At 43.9% G+C, this 18,329-nt stretch carries 21 protein-coding genes and 1 other RNA gene; 16 read left to right on the top strand and 6 right to left on the bottom strand.

Going from position 1 to position 18,329, the window contains the following annotated elements; genetic code table 11:
- Positions 1 to 18: 18 nt before the first annotated feature.
- Genes ERX40_RS03530 through ERX40_RS03520 form a run of 3 tightly spaced genes read left to right on the top strand, consistent with a single transcriptional unit; the run spans position 19 to position 1,640 of the window.
- Positions 19 to 675: a DnaD domain protein gene (locus ERX40_RS03530; RefSeq protein ID WP_133417114.1), complete on the top strand. Its 657-nt coding sequence runs from the start codon at positions 19 to 21 to the stop codon at positions 673 to 675.
- Positions 665 to 1,324 carry an endonuclease III gene (nth, locus tag ERX40_RS03525; RefSeq protein WP_133417113.1) on the top strand — a complete coding sequence of 220 codons (660 nt, stop codon included), beginning with the start codon at positions 665 to 667 and terminating at the stop codon, positions 1,322 to 1,324. Before ERX40_RS03530 ends, nth begins: the two co-directional genes overlap by 11 nt.
- Positions 1,314 to 1,640 carry a YpoC family protein gene (locus ERX40_RS03520; protein WP_133417112.1) on the top strand — a complete coding sequence of 109 codons (327 nt, stop codon included), beginning with the start codon at positions 1,314 to 1,316 and terminating at the stop codon, positions 1,638 to 1,640. Before nth ends, ERX40_RS03520 begins: the two co-directional genes overlap by 11 nt.
- 38 nt (positions 1,641 to 1,678) lie before the next feature.
- Here the strand turns inward: ERX40_RS03520 and ERX40_RS03515 are convergent, their stop codons facing one another.
- Positions 1,679 to 4,132, bottom strand: coding sequence for a transglycosylase domain-containing protein (locus tag ERX40_RS03515; protein WP_133417111.1), 2,454 nt, complete (start codon positions 4,130 to 4,132; stop codon positions 1,679 to 1,681).
- Positions 4,125 to 4,739: a Holliday junction resolvase RecU gene (gene recU, locus ERX40_RS03510; RefSeq protein WP_133417110.1), complete on the bottom strand. Its 615-nt coding sequence runs from the start codon at positions 4,737 to 4,739 to the stop codon at positions 4,125 to 4,127. The genes ERX40_RS03515 and recU overlap by 8 nt, the downstream gene beginning before the upstream one ends.
- 77 nt (positions 4,740 to 4,816) lie before the next feature.
- Here recU and ERX40_RS03505 point away from each other — a divergent pair, with 77 nt between their 5' ends.
- From ERX40_RS03505 to ERX40_RS03480, 6 genes are all read left to right on the top strand, one after another.
- Positions 4,817 to 5,143 (top strand): DUF1798 family protein, encoded by a 327-nt coding sequence (locus tag ERX40_RS03505; RefSeq protein WP_165980645.1) that lies wholly within the window; start codon positions 4,817 to 4,819, stop codon positions 5,141 to 5,143.
- Positions 5,140 to 5,694 carry an SLOG family protein gene (locus ERX40_RS03500; RefSeq protein WP_133417108.1) on the top strand — a complete coding sequence of 185 codons (555 nt, stop codon included), beginning with the start codon at positions 5,140 to 5,142 and terminating at the stop codon, positions 5,692 to 5,694. Before ERX40_RS03505 ends, ERX40_RS03500 begins: the two co-directional genes overlap by 4 nt.
- An 8-nt stretch (positions 5,695 to 5,702) precedes the next feature.
- Positions 5,703 to 6,008 carry a DivIVA domain-containing protein gene (locus tag ERX40_RS03495; protein ID WP_133417107.1) on the top strand — a complete coding sequence of 102 codons (306 nt, stop codon included), beginning with the start codon at positions 5,703 to 5,705 and terminating at the stop codon, positions 6,006 to 6,008.
- Positions 6,009 to 6,050: 42 nt separating this feature from the next.
- An RNA gene (rnpB, locus tag ERX40_RS03490) (RNase P RNA component class B) lies at positions 6,051 to 6,418 on the top strand.
- 128 nt (positions 6,419 to 6,546) lie between these two features.
- Positions 6,547 to 7,665 (top strand): THUMP domain-containing class I SAM-dependent RNA methyltransferase, encoded by a 1,119-nt coding sequence (locus ERX40_RS03485; protein ID WP_133417106.1) that lies wholly within the window; start codon positions 6,547 to 6,549, stop codon positions 7,663 to 7,665.
- A complete protein-coding gene (locus tag ERX40_RS03480; RefSeq protein ID WP_208001650.1) occupies positions 7,665 to 8,639 on the top strand; it encodes an LLM class flavin-dependent oxidoreductase in 975 nt (324 codons plus the stop codon). Before ERX40_RS03485 ends, ERX40_RS03480 begins: the two co-directional genes overlap by 1 nt.
- A 142-nt stretch (positions 8,640 to 8,781) precedes the next feature.
- Here the strand turns inward: ERX40_RS03480 and ERX40_RS03475 are convergent, their stop codons facing one another.
- A complete protein-coding gene (locus tag ERX40_RS03475) occupies positions 8,782 to 9,024 on the bottom strand; it encodes a hypothetical protein (protein WP_133417105.1) in 243 nt (80 codons plus the stop codon).
- Entirely contained in the window at positions 8,976 to 9,125 is a 150-nt protein-coding gene (locus tag ERX40_RS11190) for a hypothetical protein (protein WP_165980644.1), read from the bottom strand. The genes ERX40_RS03475 and ERX40_RS11190 overlap by 49 nt, the downstream gene beginning before the upstream one ends.
- Before the next feature lie 121 nt (positions 9,126 to 9,246).
- On the opposite strand from ERX40_RS11190, the gene ERX40_RS03470 reads away from it, so the two are divergent.
- Genes ERX40_RS03470 through ERX40_RS03460 form a run of 3 tightly spaced genes read left to right on the top strand, consistent with a single transcriptional unit; the run spans position 9,247 to position 14,247 of the window.
- Positions 9,247 to 12,606 carry a dynamin family protein gene (locus ERX40_RS03470; protein ID WP_165980643.1) on the top strand — a complete coding sequence of 1,120 codons (3,360 nt, stop codon included), beginning with the start codon at positions 9,247 to 9,249 and terminating at the stop codon, positions 12,604 to 12,606.
- A 2-nt stretch (positions 12,607 to 12,608) separates the two neighbouring features.
- Entirely contained in the window at positions 12,609 to 13,373 is a 765-nt protein-coding gene (locus ERX40_RS03465) for a sulfurtransferase (protein WP_133417103.1), read from the top strand.
- Position 13,374: 1 nt separating this feature from the next.
- On the top strand, positions 13,375 to 14,247 hold the full coding sequence (locus ERX40_RS03460) for a 5'-3' exonuclease (protein WP_133417102.1): 873 nt from the start codon (positions 13,375 to 13,377) through the stop codon (positions 14,245 to 14,247).
- Between the two features lie 267 nt (positions 14,248 to 14,514).
- Here ERX40_RS03460 and ERX40_RS03455 read toward each other — a convergent pair whose 3' ends face one another.
- On the bottom strand, positions 14,515 to 14,901 hold the full coding sequence (locus ERX40_RS03455; RefSeq protein ID WP_133417101.1) for a ribonuclease HI family protein: 387 nt from the start codon (positions 14,899 to 14,901) through the stop codon (positions 14,515 to 14,517).
- 1 nt (position 14,902) lies between these two features.
- Positions 14,903 to 15,583: a queuosine precursor transporter gene (locus tag ERX40_RS03450; RefSeq protein WP_133417100.1), complete on the bottom strand. Its 681-nt coding sequence runs from the start codon at positions 15,581 to 15,583 to the stop codon at positions 14,903 to 14,905.
- Between the two features lie 133 nt (positions 15,584 to 15,716).
- Here ERX40_RS03450 and ERX40_RS03445 point away from each other — a divergent pair, with 133 nt between their 5' ends.
- Genes ERX40_RS03445 through ERX40_RS03430 form a run of 4 tightly spaced genes read left to right on the top strand, consistent with a single transcriptional unit; the run spans position 15,717 to position 18,252 of the window.
- Positions 15,717 to 15,890, top strand: a complete 174-nt coding sequence (locus tag ERX40_RS03445) for a zinc-finger domain-containing protein (RefSeq protein ID WP_133417099.1) — start codon at positions 15,717 to 15,719, stop codon at positions 15,888 to 15,890.
- A 10-nt stretch (positions 15,891 to 15,900) separates the two neighbouring features.
- Positions 15,901 to 17,013 carry a virulence factor gene (locus tag ERX40_RS03440; protein ID WP_133417098.1) on the top strand — a complete coding sequence of 371 codons (1,113 nt, stop codon included), beginning with the start codon at positions 15,901 to 15,903 and terminating at the stop codon, positions 17,011 to 17,013.
- Positions 17,013 to 17,450 (top strand): bacilliredoxin BrxA, encoded by a 438-nt coding sequence (gene brxA, locus ERX40_RS03435; RefSeq protein ID WP_133417097.1) that lies wholly within the window; start codon positions 17,013 to 17,015, stop codon positions 17,448 to 17,450. The genes ERX40_RS03440 and brxA overlap by 1 nt, the downstream gene beginning before the upstream one ends.
- A complete protein-coding gene (locus ERX40_RS03430) occupies positions 17,434 to 18,252 on the top strand; it encodes a class I SAM-dependent methyltransferase (RefSeq protein WP_133417096.1) in 819 nt (272 codons plus the stop codon). Before brxA ends, ERX40_RS03430 begins: the two co-directional genes overlap by 17 nt.
- Positions 18,253 to 18,329 lie beyond the last annotated feature (77 nt).

Below are 18,329 nucleotides of genomic sequence, written 5' to 3'. Positions count from 1 at the left end.
TTTCTTGTAGGTGAGACCATGCAGCTAATTAATCAACATCTTTCAATTCCGAGACTACTCATCAGCGATTATCGTCACCTGGATATCAACGAGACTGAATTGGTCATGCTGCTGAAATTACTCAGTTACCATCAGCACGAGATGCCAAGTTTCGACACGCTTGCTGAAGAGATGACTTTGACGACTCAGCAGGTCGCAGCTCAGATTCAGGGACTGATTCAGAAGGACCTGATAGCTATTAACGTTGATCGCACTAACCAGCAGTATAGTGAAAGTGTGTCGCTTGAACCACTTGATATGAAATTACAGAATCTGAAAACGATTAAGCCTGAATCTCAGGAAGTGAACTTCAATTCCCTGTTTGAACGCTTCGAGGTTGCCTTCAGCCGGCCGCTTACACCGATAGAGATGCAGACTTTGAGCCACTGGTTGGATACTGATCACCATTCTGCAGAGATTATTCAGGCAGCGCTCAGTGAAGCGGTCTCACATGATAAAATCAGCTTTAAGTATATCGACCGTATTCTGCTGAACTGGCAGAAAAGAAATGTGAAGACTGTCGATGACTCGAAAACAGTCAGCGATGATTTCAGAACGGGACGGAAGATGACGAAAACCATTGAGAATTTTCCAGTGTTTGACTGGGTGAATGGAGATAATCCGTATGTTAAGTAAGAAAAAAACATTAGAACTGATAAATGTCATCGCTGACATGTTTCCGGATGCAGAATGTGAACTGAACTACCGCAATCCATTCGATCTTACAATCGCAGTCCTCTTGTCTGCGCAGTGTACAGATGCAACTGTGAACCGTGTAACAGCAGCTCTTTTTCAGAAGTATCATACGCCGCAGGATTATCTGAATGTATCCGTCGAAGAGCTGATGGAAGATATTCGTTCGATCGGGCTCTACCGGAATAAAGCAAAGAATATTCAGGCTCTGTGCCGCATTCTGATCGATGACTATGATGGGCAGGTGCCAACACAACACAGTGACCTTGTCAAACTGCCGGGAGTAGGCAGGAAGACCGCAAATGTCGTTGTTTCTGTGGCGTTCGGCGTGCCGGCTTTAGCTGTCGATACGCATGTCGAACGTGTATCAAAGCGTCTTGGCATCTGTCGCTGGAAGGACAATGTGACAGAAGTCGAGGAGACGTTGTGCCGTCAAATACCAATAGACCGCTGGACGCAGACGCATCATCAGCTCATTTTCTTCGGACGTTATCACTGCACGGCGAAGAATCCTAAATGCAATGTATGTCCTTTACTTGCTGACTGCCGGGAAGGACGTAAACGAAAGAAGGTGATTGTTGATGCAGAATGATGCGTATTTTGAGCGGCTTGAAGTACAGCTGGAGCAGCTGGCAGATAAGAAATCTCTTCATCATGAAGAAGGTCTGAAACTGATTGAAATGTATCGGACCGCGCTGATTGAGATGCTGTTTGAAGTGAACGACAGACCTGTGGATCCAGCACGGGTAGGAGAGCTGGAATACAAACCGCTGAATATGGTGGAACGTTATGATTTTATTTCAGCCAATAGTTTTCATTTTATGCGTTTTGAACAGATGAAGACATTGCGGGATGAAATCAAGAAAGTAGCGGCAGTAAAACGGATTCGTGATAAACGTAATAAATAAAAAGGGACTATCTTCATTTTGAGGATAGTCCCTTTTAGCTATGATGCTTTTGCAGGTGCAGCCGTTGTGGGTCGCTCAGTCGTCGGAGCAGCCGTTGTGGGTCGCTCAGTCGTCGGAGCAGCCGTTGTCGGTCGCTCAGTCGTCGGAGCAGCCGTTGTGGGGTGCTCAGTCGTCGGAGCAGCCGTTGTGGGTCGCTCAGCCGTCGGAGCAGCTGTTGTGGCGCGTTCAGCCGTCGGAGCAGCTGTTGTGGCGCGTTCAGCCGTCGGAGCAGCTGTTGTGGCGCGTTCAGCCGTCGGAGCAGCTGTTGTAGCGCGTTCAGTCGTCGGAGCAGCTGTTGTAGCGCGTTCAGTCATCGGAGCAGCTGTTGTAGCGCGTTCAGTCGTCGGTTCTGCAGTCGGGGCGACAGCAGGAGATTCAGTTCTAACAGAGGCTGCAGGTGTCTGTGCACCTGCAGCCTCTGTTTTTACTTCTGAAGAAGTGATAGGTTTATTGGAAACAGAACCGCCGTTAACCTGCAGCTCATTGCCGGTTTCAATGACTGAGTCAGGCTTTACAAAATCCTGTCCATCTATAGGACTGATTTCAGTCATCACTGTTTTAAAGAGCGTCTGTGGTAAAGCCTGTTCCACATGGCCGACGAAGGAGTTCACACCATATTGTGCAGGTTTTGTAAAGCCCATCCAGACGGTCATTGTGTAGTTAGGTGAATAACCTGAAATCCATACATCTTTTGCTGCATCGCTAGGCAGCTGGTATTTCTGGTAGAATTCATCTGCATATGTGGCAGTGCCTGTTTTACCGGCTACATTCACACCGTTCGGAGCCATACCCGTCGCAGTACCATCAATTGTGAAGACATCCTTCAGAATATCTGTAATCATGTATGCTGTATAATCTTCCATCACTTTACGCGTTGTATGGCTGAACTGGATTGTTTCGTCATCACGGGTCATCACTTTACGGATGGCATGCGCCTGATTGTAAGTACCGTTGTTACCGAAGGCTGAGAAAGCAGCTGCCATCTGAACAGTTGAAAACTCAGACGCGCCACCTCCTAATGCTTCAGCCGGACCTAGGTCACTCGTCTCATAGTGGAGATTGAGTTTCTTTGCGAAGTGATAAGAAGCATCCGGTGCGATTTCTTTTTTAGCTGTCTCGAACAGCTTAAGGGCAGGGATGTTGTAACTTTTGCGCAGTGCTTCGCGCATTGTCACCATACCATGACTCTCTGTATCATAGTTTTTAAATGTATTGCCGTTGATATCGAGTTCTTTTTCGTCCTGAATCATCGTGTTCGTCGGATATTTCAGGTTCTCAATGACAGGACCGTAACTCAGGATAGGTTTGATGATAGAACCGACAGCGTGAGGATCTATGGCTAAGTTTCTGTCTACGACATCCTGATAATTACGGCCGCCGGAAATAGCGATGAGGCCTCCTGTTTTTGTATCGAGGATAGTAGCCGCCGCCTGCTGATCCTTATTCTTGTAGACGGCTAAGTTGTCTACATTATTCTGCAGGTTCTGCTGGATATTTCGGTCCATATTGGTATAAATTCTGAGACCGCTAGTCAGAATATCACTGAGAGACTGACCTTTAAATTCCTTGTTATTCTTGATTTCCTGTTTGATGATATTGATATAAGAAGCGAAGGCTGGGTCATTCTGATCGACATTCTGACGTTCCGCAGCAGTACGTGGTACTAGATTAACCGATAAGTCCTGTGCCTGCGCCTGTTCCATCTCTTCCTTTGTGATACGGTTATGACGATTCATCAGATAAAGCACTGTATCTTTACGTCTTTCCGCTGCTTCCGGGTGGTCATAGAGATTATAAGCATTTGGAATCTGCGGCAGCCCGGCGAGATAGGCAGTCTCGGCCAGTGACAGATCCTTTAGATCCTTATTGAAATAATAGTGGGCCGCTGTCTTGACGCCGTATATACCATCTGAATAATAGATTTTATTCAGATACATCTCGAAAATCTCATTTTTATCATATTCCTGCTCCAGACGGTAGGAGAGGTAGGCTTCCTGTGCCTTGCGTTCGATGGACTTCTTATCTGTCAGAAAAGAACGTTTGACGACCTGCTGCGTCAAAGTTGAAGCGCCCTGCGAGCCGAAACCGCCGGTGATGTTTTTGAGGACGGCGCCTGTCAGACGTTTGAAGTCAAGGGCACCGTGTTCATAGAAGCGGTTATCTTCTGTTGCAAGTACAGCATTACGCATCTGGTCAGGTATATCCGCAAACTTGGCCTCTTCACGGCGCTGCCCCATATAGAGAACTGTCGCCAGTTCATTATTCTTATCATAGATCTTAGTAGGTAGCTGATCACGTAAGCTCGCTTCATTGAAGGACGGCGCTTTCCACGCGTAATAAATAAACATGCCGATACCGAGTACCATCAGTGCAGCGAAAGCGATTAAGATTCCACCTAGAATCTGTAAAATTGTTCTTTTTGTGCTACGTTTCCTTTTATTGTTTTTAGCCATTTATTTTTCCCCACTCTCTTAAAGTCAAAGCTGCGAGATAATCAAGTCTCGGCTTGTAACCATACGGTATTAATATACCATCGTTTCTGATTTCTGTTAATGTAATGGATTTTCTTCCACCATCTGTCATGCGCTGCCAGTAGACCTCAAAATGTTGATAAGGAAGCAGGTAGACTTCTTCATATTCGGCGAAATGAATCAGCAGGAAACAGATGCCTCCTTGCTCAGTAACAGCTTTCATATGTTCGACTTGGTGTTCATGTATGTTATGCAGCGGAAAACTCGTCTTGTTCCTGGTTTCCTTCGCCTCGAAATCAAGATATCTGCCTTTATAGATGCCATTGTAATCCGTTGTTGACGGCGTCTTAAAATAGGCTTCCTTGATGACAGCCTTGCTCCTTTTAGGATAATCGACTTTCACTATCTGGACAGGTGTCGGCCGTTTGTGAATCACTGCAATCTGATTCAACAGATAATACTGATTGGAGGCATCGATGGCCTCTTCGAAAAACATACCTCGTCTGCCATAGTTTATCTTACGCTTTTCAGAGTCTGATGTAACTAAGTCTTTAGACGGATGTTTTTTACCGTTCGGATAATTTACCATTTCATTACTTCCTATTTATCTAGTATGATGAGCATATAGACGATTTTACCACAATTTCAGAAAGGAAGTGCCGTCTATTGCGACATTATATAGAATCCTTAAATGAAGATATCAAAAAGATAGAAATATTCTTTGAAGCAGCAAAAAAGGGCCGTGAATTTAATTTTGTCATTGATATTCAGCCTTTCACGGAGCATGTCGATGCCCATCTGACTGACCTGAAGATGAATGAGGATCAGGTGGTCGCACTGCCACTGATGAACGAGCTTAAATTAAAACTGCTGATTCAGCATATGCGTGAGCTGTCTGTCGAATGTTTCTTTGATAAGACCAGTAAGAAAGTCTTCCTCGATAAATATAAAGCAGTGCAGCACGATCTGCATTATCTTGAGCGGATGCTATGAAGTCTGTTTATGTGACGGGCTATAAACCATATGAACTGAATATCTTCAGAAATAATCAGCCGGAGGTGAAATTCATCAAGCTGTATCTGCAGGAAAGGCTGCGACAGTATGCTGAAGAAGGACTTGAATGGGTCATCATATCAGGTATGCTCGGTACTGAACTCTGGGCAGGAGAAGTGGCGATTAGATTAAGGAAGAATTATGATCTGAAACTTGCTATTATCACACCTTTTCTGGAACATACATCAAAATGGAACGAGGAAAATCAGCAGTACTATGAACAAATAGCAAGTCAGTCAGACTTTATCACTTCTGTCTATCAGCAGCCTTATGCAGGGGGCTATATGTTCAGAGAGGCGACGCGTTTCATCCTTGAGAATACAGAAGGGACGCTTCTCTTCTATGACGATGAACAGGCGGCCAGTCCTAAGTACTTCAAGCAGCAGCTGATTGATTTCAGCGCCACGAGTGACTATAATATGGATATCATTTCAATGGACGATTTATCAGTATTTATCAACGACTATCAGAGTGAAAAATGGGAAGGGTAAGTGATGATATGGAAGATTTGACACTTAAGTACTCAGCAAAAGATATCTATGAGAAAGAGTTTGAGAGAACGATGGTCCGAGGTTTCAAACCGGAGGATGTTGACGGTTTTCTGGATGACATCATTTCTGACTATCAGAAGATGGAGGATATGAACAGTCAGCTGCTGAAAATAGCCGATGAAAACAAAAAACTGAAAAAAGAGATTGAAGATTTAAGGATCCGGGTGGCAACGGGAAGAGGAGATGCCGGTTCACAGAACTATGATCTGCTGAAACGTATCTCCAACCTGGAGAAAGCAGTTTTCGGAAAGTAGTACAAATCATGAATATATGATATAATGCAGAAGGTCAGAAGATATCTCGGATAATCGCTATAGCAATATAGAGGAAAGTCCATGCTCACACATGCCTGAGATGGCTGTAGTGATCGTGCCTGGCGAAACCATAAGCCAGGGCATTAATTTGACGGCAACGAACGGACCTAAGTCTCTGATAAGGTTTCAGTAGTTTGAAAGTGCCACAGTGACGTAGCTTGTCCGGAAACGGAGAAGGTGGAACGCGGTAAACCCCTCGAGTGAGCAATCCAAATTTGGTAGGAGCACTTTTCTAGCGGAAATGAACGTATAGAAGAGGTAGAGTAATCTACAGACAGATGATTATCACCGGCGTACGAGAGTAACTAGACTCGTCAGCAGTACTAAGGAACAGAACATGGCTTACAGAGATATCTTTCTAGTGCAGCTCTCCTGTTAAGGAGGGCTTTTTTTATTGGCTATGTTAAAATAAAAATGAAAAACTTTTAAATATTAATTTAAAATAACGCTATTATGTAAACTTAAAAAGGAGATTTTTATGTACCAGTTACTCGCAACATCACCGATGGGATTAGAAGCAGTCGTGGCAAAAGAAGTGAATGATTTAGGATATGAAACAAAGACAGAGAATGGGCGGATTCTTTACGAAGGGGACGCAAGAGCCATTGTTCGTTCAAACCTGTGGCTGCGTACGGCAGACCGTGTCAAAATTGTTGTCGGCAGATTCTATGCAACCACATTTGACCAGTTATTTGAGCGTACGAAAGAACTGCCGTGGGAGGAGATTATCGGACCGAAGGGCTCATTCCCGGTGTCGGGAAAAAGTCTGAAATCGAAACTCTTCAGTGTGCCGGACTGCCAGGCGATTGTGAAGAAGGCGATTGTCGAACGCCTGAAAAAAGCGCATGACATTAAAGGGTGGATTGATGAAAGCGGCGCTCTGTATAAAGTTGAAGTATCAATCCTAAAGGATGAAGTGCTGCTGACGATTGATACCTCAGGCGCCGGGCTGCATAAACGTGGTTACAGGCTCGCTCAAGGGGCAGCACCGATGAAGGAGACACTTGCTGCGTCACTGGTAAGATTATCAAACTGGAACGGAGATACGCCTTTTATCGATCCGTTCTGCGGTTCCGGGACGATTGCCATTGAAGCGGCAATGATCGCACAGAATATCGCACCAGGATTCAACCGCGATTTTGCGAGCGAAGAGTGGGAGATTATTCCTGAAGACATGTACGAAGAAGAACGCATTAAGGCAGACAGCGAAGCTTTATATGATAAAGAAATCGATATCACTGCGAGCGATATTGATCCAGAGATGATAAGAATTGCGAAGATTAATGCAACTGAAGTCGGATTTGGAGACTTGATCAAGTTCAAGCAGCTGAATGTCCATGATTTAAAACTGGAAGCAGAAAAAGGTGCCATAGTCGGAAACCCGCCATACGGTGAACGAATTGGTGAACGTAAAGAAGTAGAAGCGATGTACAGCTATCTAGGTGATCTTATTAAAGAGAACCCGAAATGGTCACTTTACATCATGACGAGCTATAAGGAATTTGAAGTGCTGGTCGGAAAAAAAGCGACGAAGCGACGTAAACTGTTCAATGGCTATCTAGAATGTACGTACTATCAGTACTGGGGCGAAAGATAATGAAATTCAGTGTGCTTGACCAGGTACCGGTTTCTCGCGGTGACACTGTGGAAGATGCGATTGCAAAATCCATCGAGCTCGCAAAGCTGACTGAGAAATGGGGCTATAAGCGCTACTGGATAGCGGAACATCATAATACAGCAGGTCTTGTCAGTTCGAGTCCGGAAATCATGATGACACGCCTGCTGAGTGTGACTGAGCGTATAGCGGTCGGCTCCGGCGGAATTCTGCTGCCGCTGTATAGTCCCTATAAAATCGCTGAAAACGCGAAAACGATGGAAGCGATGTTTCCCGGACGCGTCAATATCGGCATCGGTAATTCACCAGGTGGAACAGAGCGCACAAGACGTGCACTGACTGATGATGGTCCGAATAAACTCAGGGACTATACAAGGATGACAGAAGACCTGATCGGCTTTATGCACAATACATTATCTCAGAATCATGAATTCCGCTCAGTGAAGGCAGGTCCAAGAATCAATCATATGCCGCCGCTATGGACGCTCGGTCTTACCGAGAACGGAGCACGGCGTGCAGCAGCGCTTGGCATCGGCTTTGTTTTCGGTGCCTTCATCAATCCGAAGCATATGGTACAGGCTTTGAAGACTTACTACAGTGAGTTTAAACCTTCGGCGGTTATGTCTGAACCGCATGCCATTCTCTGCCTATTCATTATCTGCAGTGAGACGAATGAAGAAGCAGAACGACATGCCAGGACACTTGATCACTGGCTGCTGAATGTCACATATGGACGTGATACGACCATACCTTCTATTGAGGAAGTGGAGCAGAAACATTATTCAGCTAAAGATCTGGAGATCATACGTGAGAATCGCAGACGCTGTATTATAGGTGACCCGCAGAAGGTAAAAAAGGCACTGGAACAGTTGCCTGCAGTTGATGAAGTGATGGTTATCTGTAATGTTCACGATTTTGAGGTGAAGAAAAAGAGTTATGAACTTCTTCAGCAATGATGAGATACTTCGGTATCTCTTTTTTTGTATGTATAATTAATATAATATTATTATGTAAACTCAATAAGTATAAATATTTAAGAAATTATATAAGGCTGTAGAAATGAGGGAAAAAATCTCCCCGCAGGGAGTTCTGATATTATCAGATTTTACCTTCACCAAAGCCTTTAGCATCTGACGGTGGATCGATGAACATCTGGCTGACCGGAATAGTATAAGCGATTAAAATCAGACCGATAGTTACAACCAGTAAGAACTTCCAGTTCTCAACGAGTTTCGTTGTTGGAAGATGCTCATCCATCGCTGTTTGTTTTCTGACCTGGAGGAAGTAACCCATCATCTGACCAGCAGCTGAAATCCAAGAACCTGCAACAACATGTGCCATACAGAAATCATCGTACCGCGCAGATCAAGACTATTATGTGAATCATATTCTGGCGCCAGTTCCTTTTGCTCTGCCTGGATTTGATCTTTATCTTTAGCCATGTCCATCCGTCCTTTCTAAATAACTTTTCTTTCTTTATAATAATAAAATAGAGAGATTAATAATGTGACAAATATCACAGTTATGAAATTTTGTTATATTATTCACAAAAAGGGGATTAATATGGAGAAAAAAGAACAGATTGACCTGCTATATAAGCTGAAAAAAGAAGTGGAGAAATCAGAAAACAAGTTACTAGTGTCACAGATCAACGAAGTGATTAAAAAAGTCTATGAGGATAAAAAAATCATCAGTTTCGTCGGTCATTTCTCGTCCGGTAAATCGTCGCTGATCAATCATCTGCTGGAGGAGACTATTCTGCCGAGCTCACCCGTGCCGACGACGAGTAATTCAGCACAGATCACGATCGCAGACGAAGAGGAGATTATCGTCAATCTTGAAAACCAGGAGTATGCAGTAGCCTCTGACTATAATGAAGTAAAGAGAATCAATACACAGAATCAGCGGATTGAATCCGTTGAAATCAACCATATCAATAAAAAACTTCCTCTTGGTCTGACGCTGCAGGACACACCGGGCATCGATGCGACGTTCAGCAATCATGAGCAGAACACGATGAAGTATTTGCTGACGAGTGACGTGATTGTCTATACAGTCGAATATAATCATGTGGAATCTGAAAAGAACTTCAAGGAGATGAAGCGACTGAATGACCTCGGCGTGCCAATCATCTTTATCATCAATCAAATTGATAAGCATGACGAAAATGAAATCACAATCAATGCATTCGAGTCTTCTATCCGCCAGAATTTGAAGACGTGGGATATTAAACTCGAGCATATGCTGTTTACTTCCATTTATCCGCATGAACTCAATCAAGTGGAACAGCTGAAGGAACTGCTCTTCGATAGTGAGATAGTCACAGAAAGTGGGGATGCTTTCTTTAACAGAATCACACAGTATATTACAGCTCAGCAGCTTGAGTATCTGAGGGAAGAGCAACAAGTTATTTTGGATGACCTGAACCTGGATAGCGAAGCCATTGAAACTGAGCGTGCAGCGATTGTTGAGACACAGTCGTTATCTGAGGAACAGTCACTCTTTCAGACGGCAGAAAGTACTGAACAATATTTTCTGAAGACGATAAGAGATATTCTGAAGAACGCGTATCTCATCCCATTTGAAATTCGTGAAGAAATCAAGATACTGCTTGAAGTTTATTCACCGGATTACAAAGTAGGCGGCTTCTTCGGTAAGGAGAAGAAGCGGCAGGAATTACGCAGTCAGCAGATGGCGCTTGTACTGAATGACTTAAATGCCTCTATTGAAAAACAGGTGAATTTTCATATTCGCTCACTGTACGACCAGCACGCGAAATATTCAGCAGGCGACTGGCTGGATGAAGTCAGACATTATACCTACCGCCTGCAGGATGCAGACTTAATAGAGCTGATGAACAGTCAGGCGATGGTGACACAGGATTATGTTTTGAACTATACGGAACAGGTCAAGAAATATATTGAGCAGGCTGTCGTCAGAGAAAACCGTCCGTATATTGAAATGTTCATAAAAAATCTAAATATGTCTAAATTAAATCCGGTGGCCAGTGGTTCTGCGCAGTTACTTGAACAGTATGACGTACTTGCAGAGCTCATTGAATCGCTGATAACTAAAAATTATCAGCATTATTATATTCATGTCGATGAATCCATTGATCGACTTATTGACCGTACACAAGTTGCACTGGAATTTCAGAGTGATCAAGAAACGAAGAAGAAAGAAATTCGAGCTGTAGAGCGGCAGGACAGTCATCTTGACGAAGCTGTCAAACAGCTGGACAAATTCAGTCAAATTGATTACTTCACTGATGTGACTGCGCGTCTCTATAAACAGTTAGATCGTATTCAGCATGACATCACACGCATCGTTGTCTTCGGTGCATTCAGTGCAGGCAAGAGTTCACTCATTAATGCGCTCCTTGGCAATCAGTATTTAATCTCGTCACCTAATCCGACGACGGCTGCTATTACAGAACTCAGTTACGGCCGTACGCATGCTGTTAAATTTAAAACGGTACAGATGCTGGTCAATGAACTGAATAAAATCGGTCGTACAGTCGGTATTGAAGCAGGTGATGTGAACACATGGCTGAGACAGTATGACAAGCAGCAGCCAGATTTAGATCATCAATTCAAAAAATTTATAGAGGCGCTTAGTACAAACTATATGCATTATGAACCTTATCTGTCAGATGGCCATGTACTGGAGATTCAGGACGATGAAATTGAGAAATATTCTGCGATTGATTCACATTCTGCATTTGTCGATCGTATTTATCTGCAGTATGAGATTGATTTCCTGAGAGACAAAGTCATCATTGACTCACCTGGTATCGGTTCAACGAATATGCGACATACCAATGAGACCACTGAAATCATTGCTGACAGTGATCTATTGATTTACGTCTCCTATTTCAATCATGTCTTCACTGAAAGCGATAAGCAGTTCATTAAATACTTGAATGATCTGCAGATATTAAGTGCCGATAGTCAGACGTTCTATGTCATCAATGCGATTGATCTGGCACGTAACGCAGCGGAACTTGAGCAGGTAAGGGATTACTTCGATTCAGAGCTCAGTCAGCTTGATGTTGATTCAGCACTTTTCGGTGTGTCAAGTAAGCAGGCACTGGAAGAGAGAGACCGTCACTTCAATGAATTTTTTGAGGCTATACAGAACTTTGCCGAAGTAGATAGCCGCCAGCAGAAGATTACGCAGTTTGAAAATAGCGTCAGGCAGCTTGAAGCACAGGCGCACCGTATTATCAGTCATGCTGAAGAAGCGAAGCAGGAAGAAGCGGCAAGACGTGAGTATTATGATGAATTAAAAGCAGCGCTTCCTTTTAAGCAGACACAAATTCAATATAGTCTCGATAAGGCTGAGCAGGAACTGAACGAACAGCTGACCTTTATGAAGGATCGCTTCCGCATCCAGCTCTATGATCTTATCAAAGTTTATTTCAATAAACGAGAAGTCAATGCAGCAGGTTATATCGGTGAACTGTCTAATAAACTTGAAGACGAGTGGTCTATGATCATCCCGAGACTGAATTATGCCTTCAATCAGTCTCTCATCAATCAGACAGCGGTTATCAGACAGACACTCAGTGATTATCAGCTCATTGTCACGCTGGAAGAAACCAGGCTGCTGCCCGTCGGTCAACAGTACGTAGATGCGAGACTGCAACCTCTTAATATAAAAGTGGCTAATAGAAATCTGAATAACAGAGAATCACTTGATGCATTGTATGAGACTATCCATAATGAATCAATGTCACGGGTTGAAGACAAGTTAAAACAGTTCGGGCAGATTATCGCTGCAGAACTCACTCAGCGTGAAAATGAACTGACGGCAGACTGGCTGATGTATAATGATCAGTTGATGGAAGATATTGCAGAACGAGAGCAGCACGTACTAGACGAGACAGTTGTTAATCAAATCAGACAGGTGATGGAGGGATAGATATGCAAGTATGGATTGATGAAGAGGAACTGGATTACAGCAAGCATCAGCTATTTGACTGCCGGAATGTTATGGATGACATAGAGGCGAGTCTGGCGCTTTATAATAAGCATCATATTGAGCATGCTATTTTTGCACCGGGCTATCCAGTACTCTATGATCACAATAAACCGGAAGAAGGACGTCATCCGTTACCGAACCTGGAACTTTTCAAGTCCTTTATTGAAAAATACAGTCAGCATACGATTCCTGTCGCTTATGATACAGATAAGGGCTTTATGGCGACACGGTTCTTCTTTCTGTGCGACATACTTGGTATTCCTTGCCTGATTATGAAGCAGTCATACGAAGAAATGACGATTGCGAAAAGCACAGGCGATATGACAATAGAAGATATCGAACAACTGGAAACACTGAGAAGTATTGAAGAGCCGCACGTCAACCATGATTTGATTGCCAGCCGTGATGAGGTGAGAAACACCACGTCAACGCTTATTGATGCCCGTTCGAATAAACGTTTTTTAGGTGAAGAAGAGCCGGTTGACTTGCAGCCCGGCCGAATTCCAGGCGCAGTCAACTTTTCTTATGAGAAGATATTTGACAATCAGCTGCCTGATGCTGACGAATCGATAGTCTACTGTGGTTCGGGTCTATCAGCGACACCCGTTTATACTGCACTAAGAGCAGCAGGTAAAAAGGTGAAGCTTTATCCAGGCAGTTATTCAGAGTGGATTTTTCATCATCCTGAACAAATAGAAAGAGGTTAATATGGAGAATTTATTGATTGTGGACGGTATGGCACTGTTATTCCGTCATTACTATGCGACAGCGATGCACCAGCAGTTCATGCGCAACAGCGAAGGCATACCGACAAACGGCGTGCAGGGGTTCATCAGACACGTGGCGACAGCTGTCAGAGATACAGAAGCGGATCACGTTATCATCGCCTGGGATATGGGTGCCGTTACATTCCGTAACGACATATCAGAGACCTATAAAGCGCACCGCGTCGCACCGCCTGACGAGATGAGCCCGCAGTTCGCGCATGTGCAGCAAGTGTCACAGGAGCTCGGCTTCCATAATATCGGCGTCCGCAACTTTGAGGCGGATGACGTCATCGGTACGATTGCGAAGCAGCTGGAAGGTGACTATCGCATTAAAGTCGTCAGCGGTGATAAAGATTTACTGCAGCTATTGGACGATAGAATCGATGTCTGGCTCATTAAAAAAGGCTTCTCTGAATATAATATCTATACTGCAGCCCGGTTCAGGGAAGAATACGGCCTGGAACCCCAGCAGCTTGTCGACGTCAAAGCCTTTATGGGGGACACAGCAGACGGTTATCCTGGTGTCAAAGGCATCGGTGAGAAAACAGCCATCAAGCTCATTCAGCAGTACGGGACAGTGGCAAATGCAGTAGAACATAAACACGAACTGCCAAAAGGACAGCAGACTAAAATTGAGATGTGCTATGATGATTTAATGATGAGCCTGAAACTGGCAGCGATTCATACGGAAGTGCCGCTGAATTATGAGGAGATCAAAAACAGCATGCCATACGTCGTGGATACTGAAAAGATGTGTGAAGTATGTGACCAGCATGAGCTGAAAGTCGCGAGGAACTATTTGATGAAGTTGTAGATTAAATCTAAAAAATAGAGAGTGGAGGTATGATTATGTCTTCACTCTCTATTAGTTTATTTATTATTAGTTTGTCTGATAATTAGAGTAGCACTAATGACGATTAAAATAATCATACACACTAGTGCTAGCATATCTGTTAGCGAAATCTGACCCATTATTGATAGAACTATCATTAAAACAAGAACTATATAAATAAGTATTTGAAGAATTTTCGTTATAATTTAGCTGAAAAATATCTATAAAAAATAGGACGCACTCGGCGTCCTATTGCTGCTTTAAATAATGTCTTGCCACGTGATCCGCATGCTTGTTCTGATCGCGGGGTATCCAGTCGATAATGAGCAGGTCGAACTGTTTTTCAAGCTGCTGATATTCTTTCAGATAAGGTTTGAATTTTGGATTTTTGACGAAGTTCTTGTTGATGGAATCCACGACAATCCTGGAATCTGATTTCAGAATGACTGAGGTGAGGCTTAGTAGCACTGCCTGCTTCAATGCTTCTATCAGACTGCTCCATTCTGCTTCATGGTTCTCCATCTCACCTAAATACTGACCGAATTCCAGCACGGTATCATCCGTCTTGATGACATAGCCGATACTTGATTCAAATGGATTCTGTCTCGTTGCAGCATCTATAAAGATCTGTGCCATATTAGTCGACGTCCTTGTCGAATGATTTCGCGATATAGCCGAATGGAACATTCAGCAGTGTGGTCATGAGTTTAAATAGATAAGTGGTGATCAAAATCTCTATGACGACTGCATTCGGCATAATACCGTAAAAGGCGATCAGTGAGAATAAGGCAGTATCAACTAGCGAACTGATTGTTGTACTGCCATATGCTCGGATATAGAATGTACGGTCACTTGAGAAACGTTTCTTGATCCAGTTGAAGATGTAGACATCGATATACTGTCCAATGATATAGGCAATAATTGAACCGATTGCGATTCGCGGCACAAGTCCGAATAAAGTTTCCATGCTGTTCTGTGCGATATCTGATTCTGCCGGTATGAAGCTGAGTGAGATCGACATCAGCACGACCATGACGATAACAGATGCAAAGCCGAGCCAGACTGCTTTTTTCGCTGTTTCGCGGCCGTAGATATCATTCAGTATATCGGTCGCTAGATAAATGGATGCAAACAAGACATTTCCTAACGTTGCTGTGATACCGAAGATTTCAACAGTTTTTGTCACCTGAATATTAGCGATAACGGTACCGATTGCGACCCAGACGAATAAACCATTTTTTCCATATAGTCGGTACATGAGTACGAGTAAGGTGAATGTGGCCATGAAGGCGATGACTGCCCATACTTCATTTGTCATATGTGTACCTCCTCTCTAAAATTTCAACTTTACAATTATAGAGGATGCGAATTGTTTATTCAAGCTTTTGATTTATAAACTGTGTGTTTGAAAGTCAGGTCTATTGTGCCTATAATAAGATTGAGGTGAGAATATGAAGATGATTGACACAGTCCGTAAAATCAATCAGCTTGAAGACCATTATTGTCACCAATGTCTGATTAAGAAGACGCTGCGTCAGGACAGTAAGACAAAAGCGCATCATTATTGCATATCTAAATGCTCGGTAGGACTGCAGATCAAGCAGTGGGGCAATAACCTTCAGTAAGGAGAACGCCATGAAGATCATAAAAATTGAGCCGACACCAAGTCCAAATACAATGAAGATTGTTCTTGATTATAAGAGAGATGATAATAAAAGCAATACGTATCGCGTAATTAATCCTAGTAACCCCTCATTCATCAATGATCTGCTGCGTATCAACGGTGTGCAGTCCATCTTCCATGTGATGGATTTTATTGCAATTGATAAAACGCCTAGAAGTGAGTGGGAGACCTTGATCAATCAGATCAATCAGGTCTTTTCAGGAGCTGATGAAACTGATCCGGTTATTAATATTGATACAGGTGAACATAAGGTCGAACTGCTGACTTTTAAGCAGATTCCCTATCAGATTAAAGTGACCAGTCAAGCAGGAGAGAAACGCAGACAGCTTGACGTCCGTTTTATTGATGCGATGCTTGACGCACAGAAGGACGATGACAATGTCGTGTTCCTTAGAAAATGGATGCCGTTCGGTGTCCGGTATGGTGAAGTAGATGACATTATTACTTCAGTACAGGAAGAAGTGGAGGCACTGTTCCCGCAGCAGCGTCTGCAGACCCTGGTCACTGAAGGACTGGCGCTTGATTACGAAGTACAGCCGAAAGAACTGAAACGTTTTACAGTGGAAGAGTTCAGGGCTGCTGACTGGCAGGAACGCTATCGTATGCTGGATCACTTCCCTGAACCTGTGCTGGATGACTTGCCATTACTTGAAGTCGTCATGCAGGATGACAAACCACAGCTGAGACGTCTGGGTATTGTCTTCCTCGGCATGATTGGAACAGAAGCGGTGCTGCCGCTTCTGCATACAGCGATGCAGGATAACAATCTGACGGTACGTCGTACAGCGGGTGACACACTCAGTGACTTAGGATTTAAGTCCAGTCTGCCTGTCATGCACGAGGCACTGTCTGATAAACATGCCATAGTCAGATGGCGCGCGGCGATGTTCATTTACGATGAAGGAGACGAGTCCAGTCTGCCGTATCTTGAGGAACATATCGATGACCCGGCATTTGAAGTCAGTCTGCAGACAAGAATGGCGAAAGAACGGATTGAAAAAGGGGAAGCGGCTGTAGGTTCCGTCTGGAAGCAGATCGCAAACCGAAATAAGGAGACTAAATAATGAATGCATACGAAGAGTATATGAAGCAGATGGCAATGCCGATGCGTGAACAACTAACAAGTGAAGGATTTGAGTCACTGGAAACACCTGAAGAAGTTGAGAGCTATTTTGACGGCGTCACTGACGATAAAACGACATTTGTCGTCGTGAACTCAGTCTGCGGCTGTGCGGCAGGACTTGCGCGTCCGGCAGCTGTCGCAGTAGCGACGCAGAACGACCATAAACCGGATTCAACCGTCACTGTCTTTGCTGGCCAGGAGCGCGAAGCAACTGCCAAGATGCGTGAGTACATCGGCCAGGAACCTTCCAGTCCATCGATGGCCTTATTCAAAGGGAAAGAACTGGTGTACTTTATGCCGAGACTGCATATTGAAGGCCGTCACGTTGAGGAGATCGCAATGGATTTAAAAGACGCGTTTGATGAGCACTGCAAATAAAGTAAGAATCACATCATCTGTCAAGACGGATGATGTGATTTTTTCACATATTGAAAAAGCGGAAGATGAGCTTCAGAAGATGGGGCAGAGTGTCGAAGTGATCCGGCGGGATAAGAAAACGATAGCTGAGTTATTCAGAGAGAGCGACGTTCCGCTGATTGTGATCAGTCATCATCTCCCTCTGTTATATTTCGACAGCAGCTCAAAAATTGTTTATCATGAAAATACAATGAGGTTCAAGCTGAAGGCATTTGACAAAAGAGGGGAACTACCACCGCTTGTCAATCTAATGGCTGTACCACTTGATTCAGCACTGCAGATTGTCGATACGACGATGGGCATGGGCAATGATCTGATGCTGATGGCGTCCATGCTGAAGAACTGTCAGTTCCATGCCTATGAGCAGCATCCCCTTATTTATTTCGTTATCTCACAGGGTATCAAGCAGTTTCACCCGGCGCTATCTGAGCGGATTCAGTTCCACTACGGTACGGCAGACAGCGCAATCTTAAGGATAGCTGATATCGTGTACGCTGATCCTATGTTCGAGGAGACAGTCGACCAGCAGTCCGGTATGGAAGTTCTCCATCAGGTGATTTCCTATGATGACAATGCATCGTTTATTCGATATCTGCTGCAGTACAGTCGACTCGTGATTTTAAAAGCTCATTTTCGCAGTCCGCTGTTTGAAGAATTCGGCTTTGATGTTCAGCTCCGTAAGAGCACGAAGAGCCATTTCGGTATAAAAAAAAGCCGCCGCGGCGACTTACTCAGTGATCATCATACTGATCATATAAGCTAAAAGTAAAAATAAACCTGAAACAATCATCATTTCCTGCATGTGAGTACCCCCGTTCCACATCTTAATAATCTCATTAT

Source organism: Macrococcus carouselicus (assembly GCF_004359515.1).
Taxonomy (GTDB): domain Bacteria; phylum Bacillota; class Bacilli; order Staphylococcales; family Staphylococcaceae; genus Macrococcus; species Macrococcus carouselicus.
This window is presented reverse-complemented; position numbering and strand designations above follow the sequence as displayed.

What these genes read in the sequence shown, in the direction of transcription:
- ERX40_RS03530 (WP_133417114.1), top strand. Translation starts at nt 19, where the DNA reads ATGCAGCTAATTAATCAACATCTTTCAATTCCGAGACTACTCATCAGC.
- nth (WP_133417113.1), top strand. Translation starts at nt 665, where the DNA reads ATGTTAAGTAAGAAAAAAACATTAGAACTGATAAATGTCATCGCTGAC.
- ERX40_RS03520 (WP_133417112.1), top strand. Translation starts at nt 1,314, where the DNA reads ATGCAGAATGATGCGTATTTTGAGCGGCTTGAAGTACAGCTGGAGCAG.
- ERX40_RS03515 (WP_133417111.1), bottom strand. Translation starts at nt 4,132, where the DNA reads ATGGCTAAAAACAATAAAAGGAAACGTAGCACAAAAAGAACAATTTTA.
- recU (WP_133417110.1), bottom strand. Translation starts at nt 4,739, where the DNA reads ATGGTAAATTATCCGAACGGTAAAAAACATCCGTCTAAAGACTTAGTT.
- ERX40_RS03500 (WP_133417108.1), top strand. Translation starts at nt 5,140, where the DNA reads ATGAAGTCTGTTTATGTGACGGGCTATAAACCATATGAACTGAATATC.
- ERX40_RS03495 (WP_133417107.1), top strand. Translation starts at nt 5,703, where the DNA reads ATGGAAGATTTGACACTTAAGTACTCAGCAAAAGATATCTATGAGAAA.
- ERX40_RS03485 (WP_133417106.1), top strand. Translation starts at nt 6,547, where the DNA reads ATGTACCAGTTACTCGCAACATCACCGATGGGATTAGAAGCAGTCGTG.
- ERX40_RS03480 (WP_208001650.1), top strand. Translation starts at nt 7,665, where the DNA reads ATGAAATTCAGTGTGCTTGACCAGGTACCGGTTTCTCGCGGTGACACT.
- ERX40_RS03475 (WP_133417105.1), bottom strand. Translation starts at nt 9,024, where the DNA reads ATGGCACATGTTGTTGCAGGTTCTTGGATTTCAGCTGCTGGTCAGATG.
- ERX40_RS11190 (WP_165980644.1), bottom strand. Translation starts at nt 9,125, where the DNA reads ATGGCTAAAGATAAAGATCAAATCCAGGCAGAGCAAAAGGAACTGGCG.
- ERX40_RS03470 (WP_165980643.1), top strand. Translation starts at nt 9,247, where the DNA reads ATGGAGAAAAAAGAACAGATTGACCTGCTATATAAGCTGAAAAAAGAA.
- ERX40_RS03465 (WP_133417103.1), top strand. Translation starts at nt 12,609, where the DNA reads ATGCAAGTATGGATTGATGAAGAGGAACTGGATTACAGCAAGCATCAG.
- ERX40_RS03460 (WP_133417102.1), top strand. Translation starts at nt 13,375, where the DNA reads ATGGAGAATTTATTGATTGTGGACGGTATGGCACTGTTATTCCGTCAT.
- ERX40_RS03455 (WP_133417101.1), bottom strand. Translation starts at nt 14,901, where the DNA reads ATGGCACAGATCTTTATAGATGCTGCAACGAGACAGAATCCATTTGAA.
- ERX40_RS03450 (WP_133417100.1), bottom strand. Translation starts at nt 15,583, where the DNA reads ATGACAAATGAAGTATGGGCAGTCATCGCCTTCATGGCCACATTCACC.
- ERX40_RS03445 (WP_133417099.1), top strand. Translation starts at nt 15,717, where the DNA reads ATGAAGATGATTGACACAGTCCGTAAAATCAATCAGCTTGAAGACCAT.
- ERX40_RS03440 (WP_133417098.1), top strand. Translation starts at nt 15,901, where the DNA reads ATGAAGATCATAAAAATTGAGCCGACACCAAGTCCAAATACAATGAAG.
- brxA (WP_133417097.1), top strand. Translation starts at nt 17,013, where the DNA reads ATGAATGCATACGAAGAGTATATGAAGCAGATGGCAATGCCGATGCGT.
- ERX40_RS03430 (WP_133417096.1), top strand. Translation starts at nt 17,434, where the DNA reads ATGAGCACTGCAAATAAAGTAAGAATCACATCATCTGTCAAGACGGAT.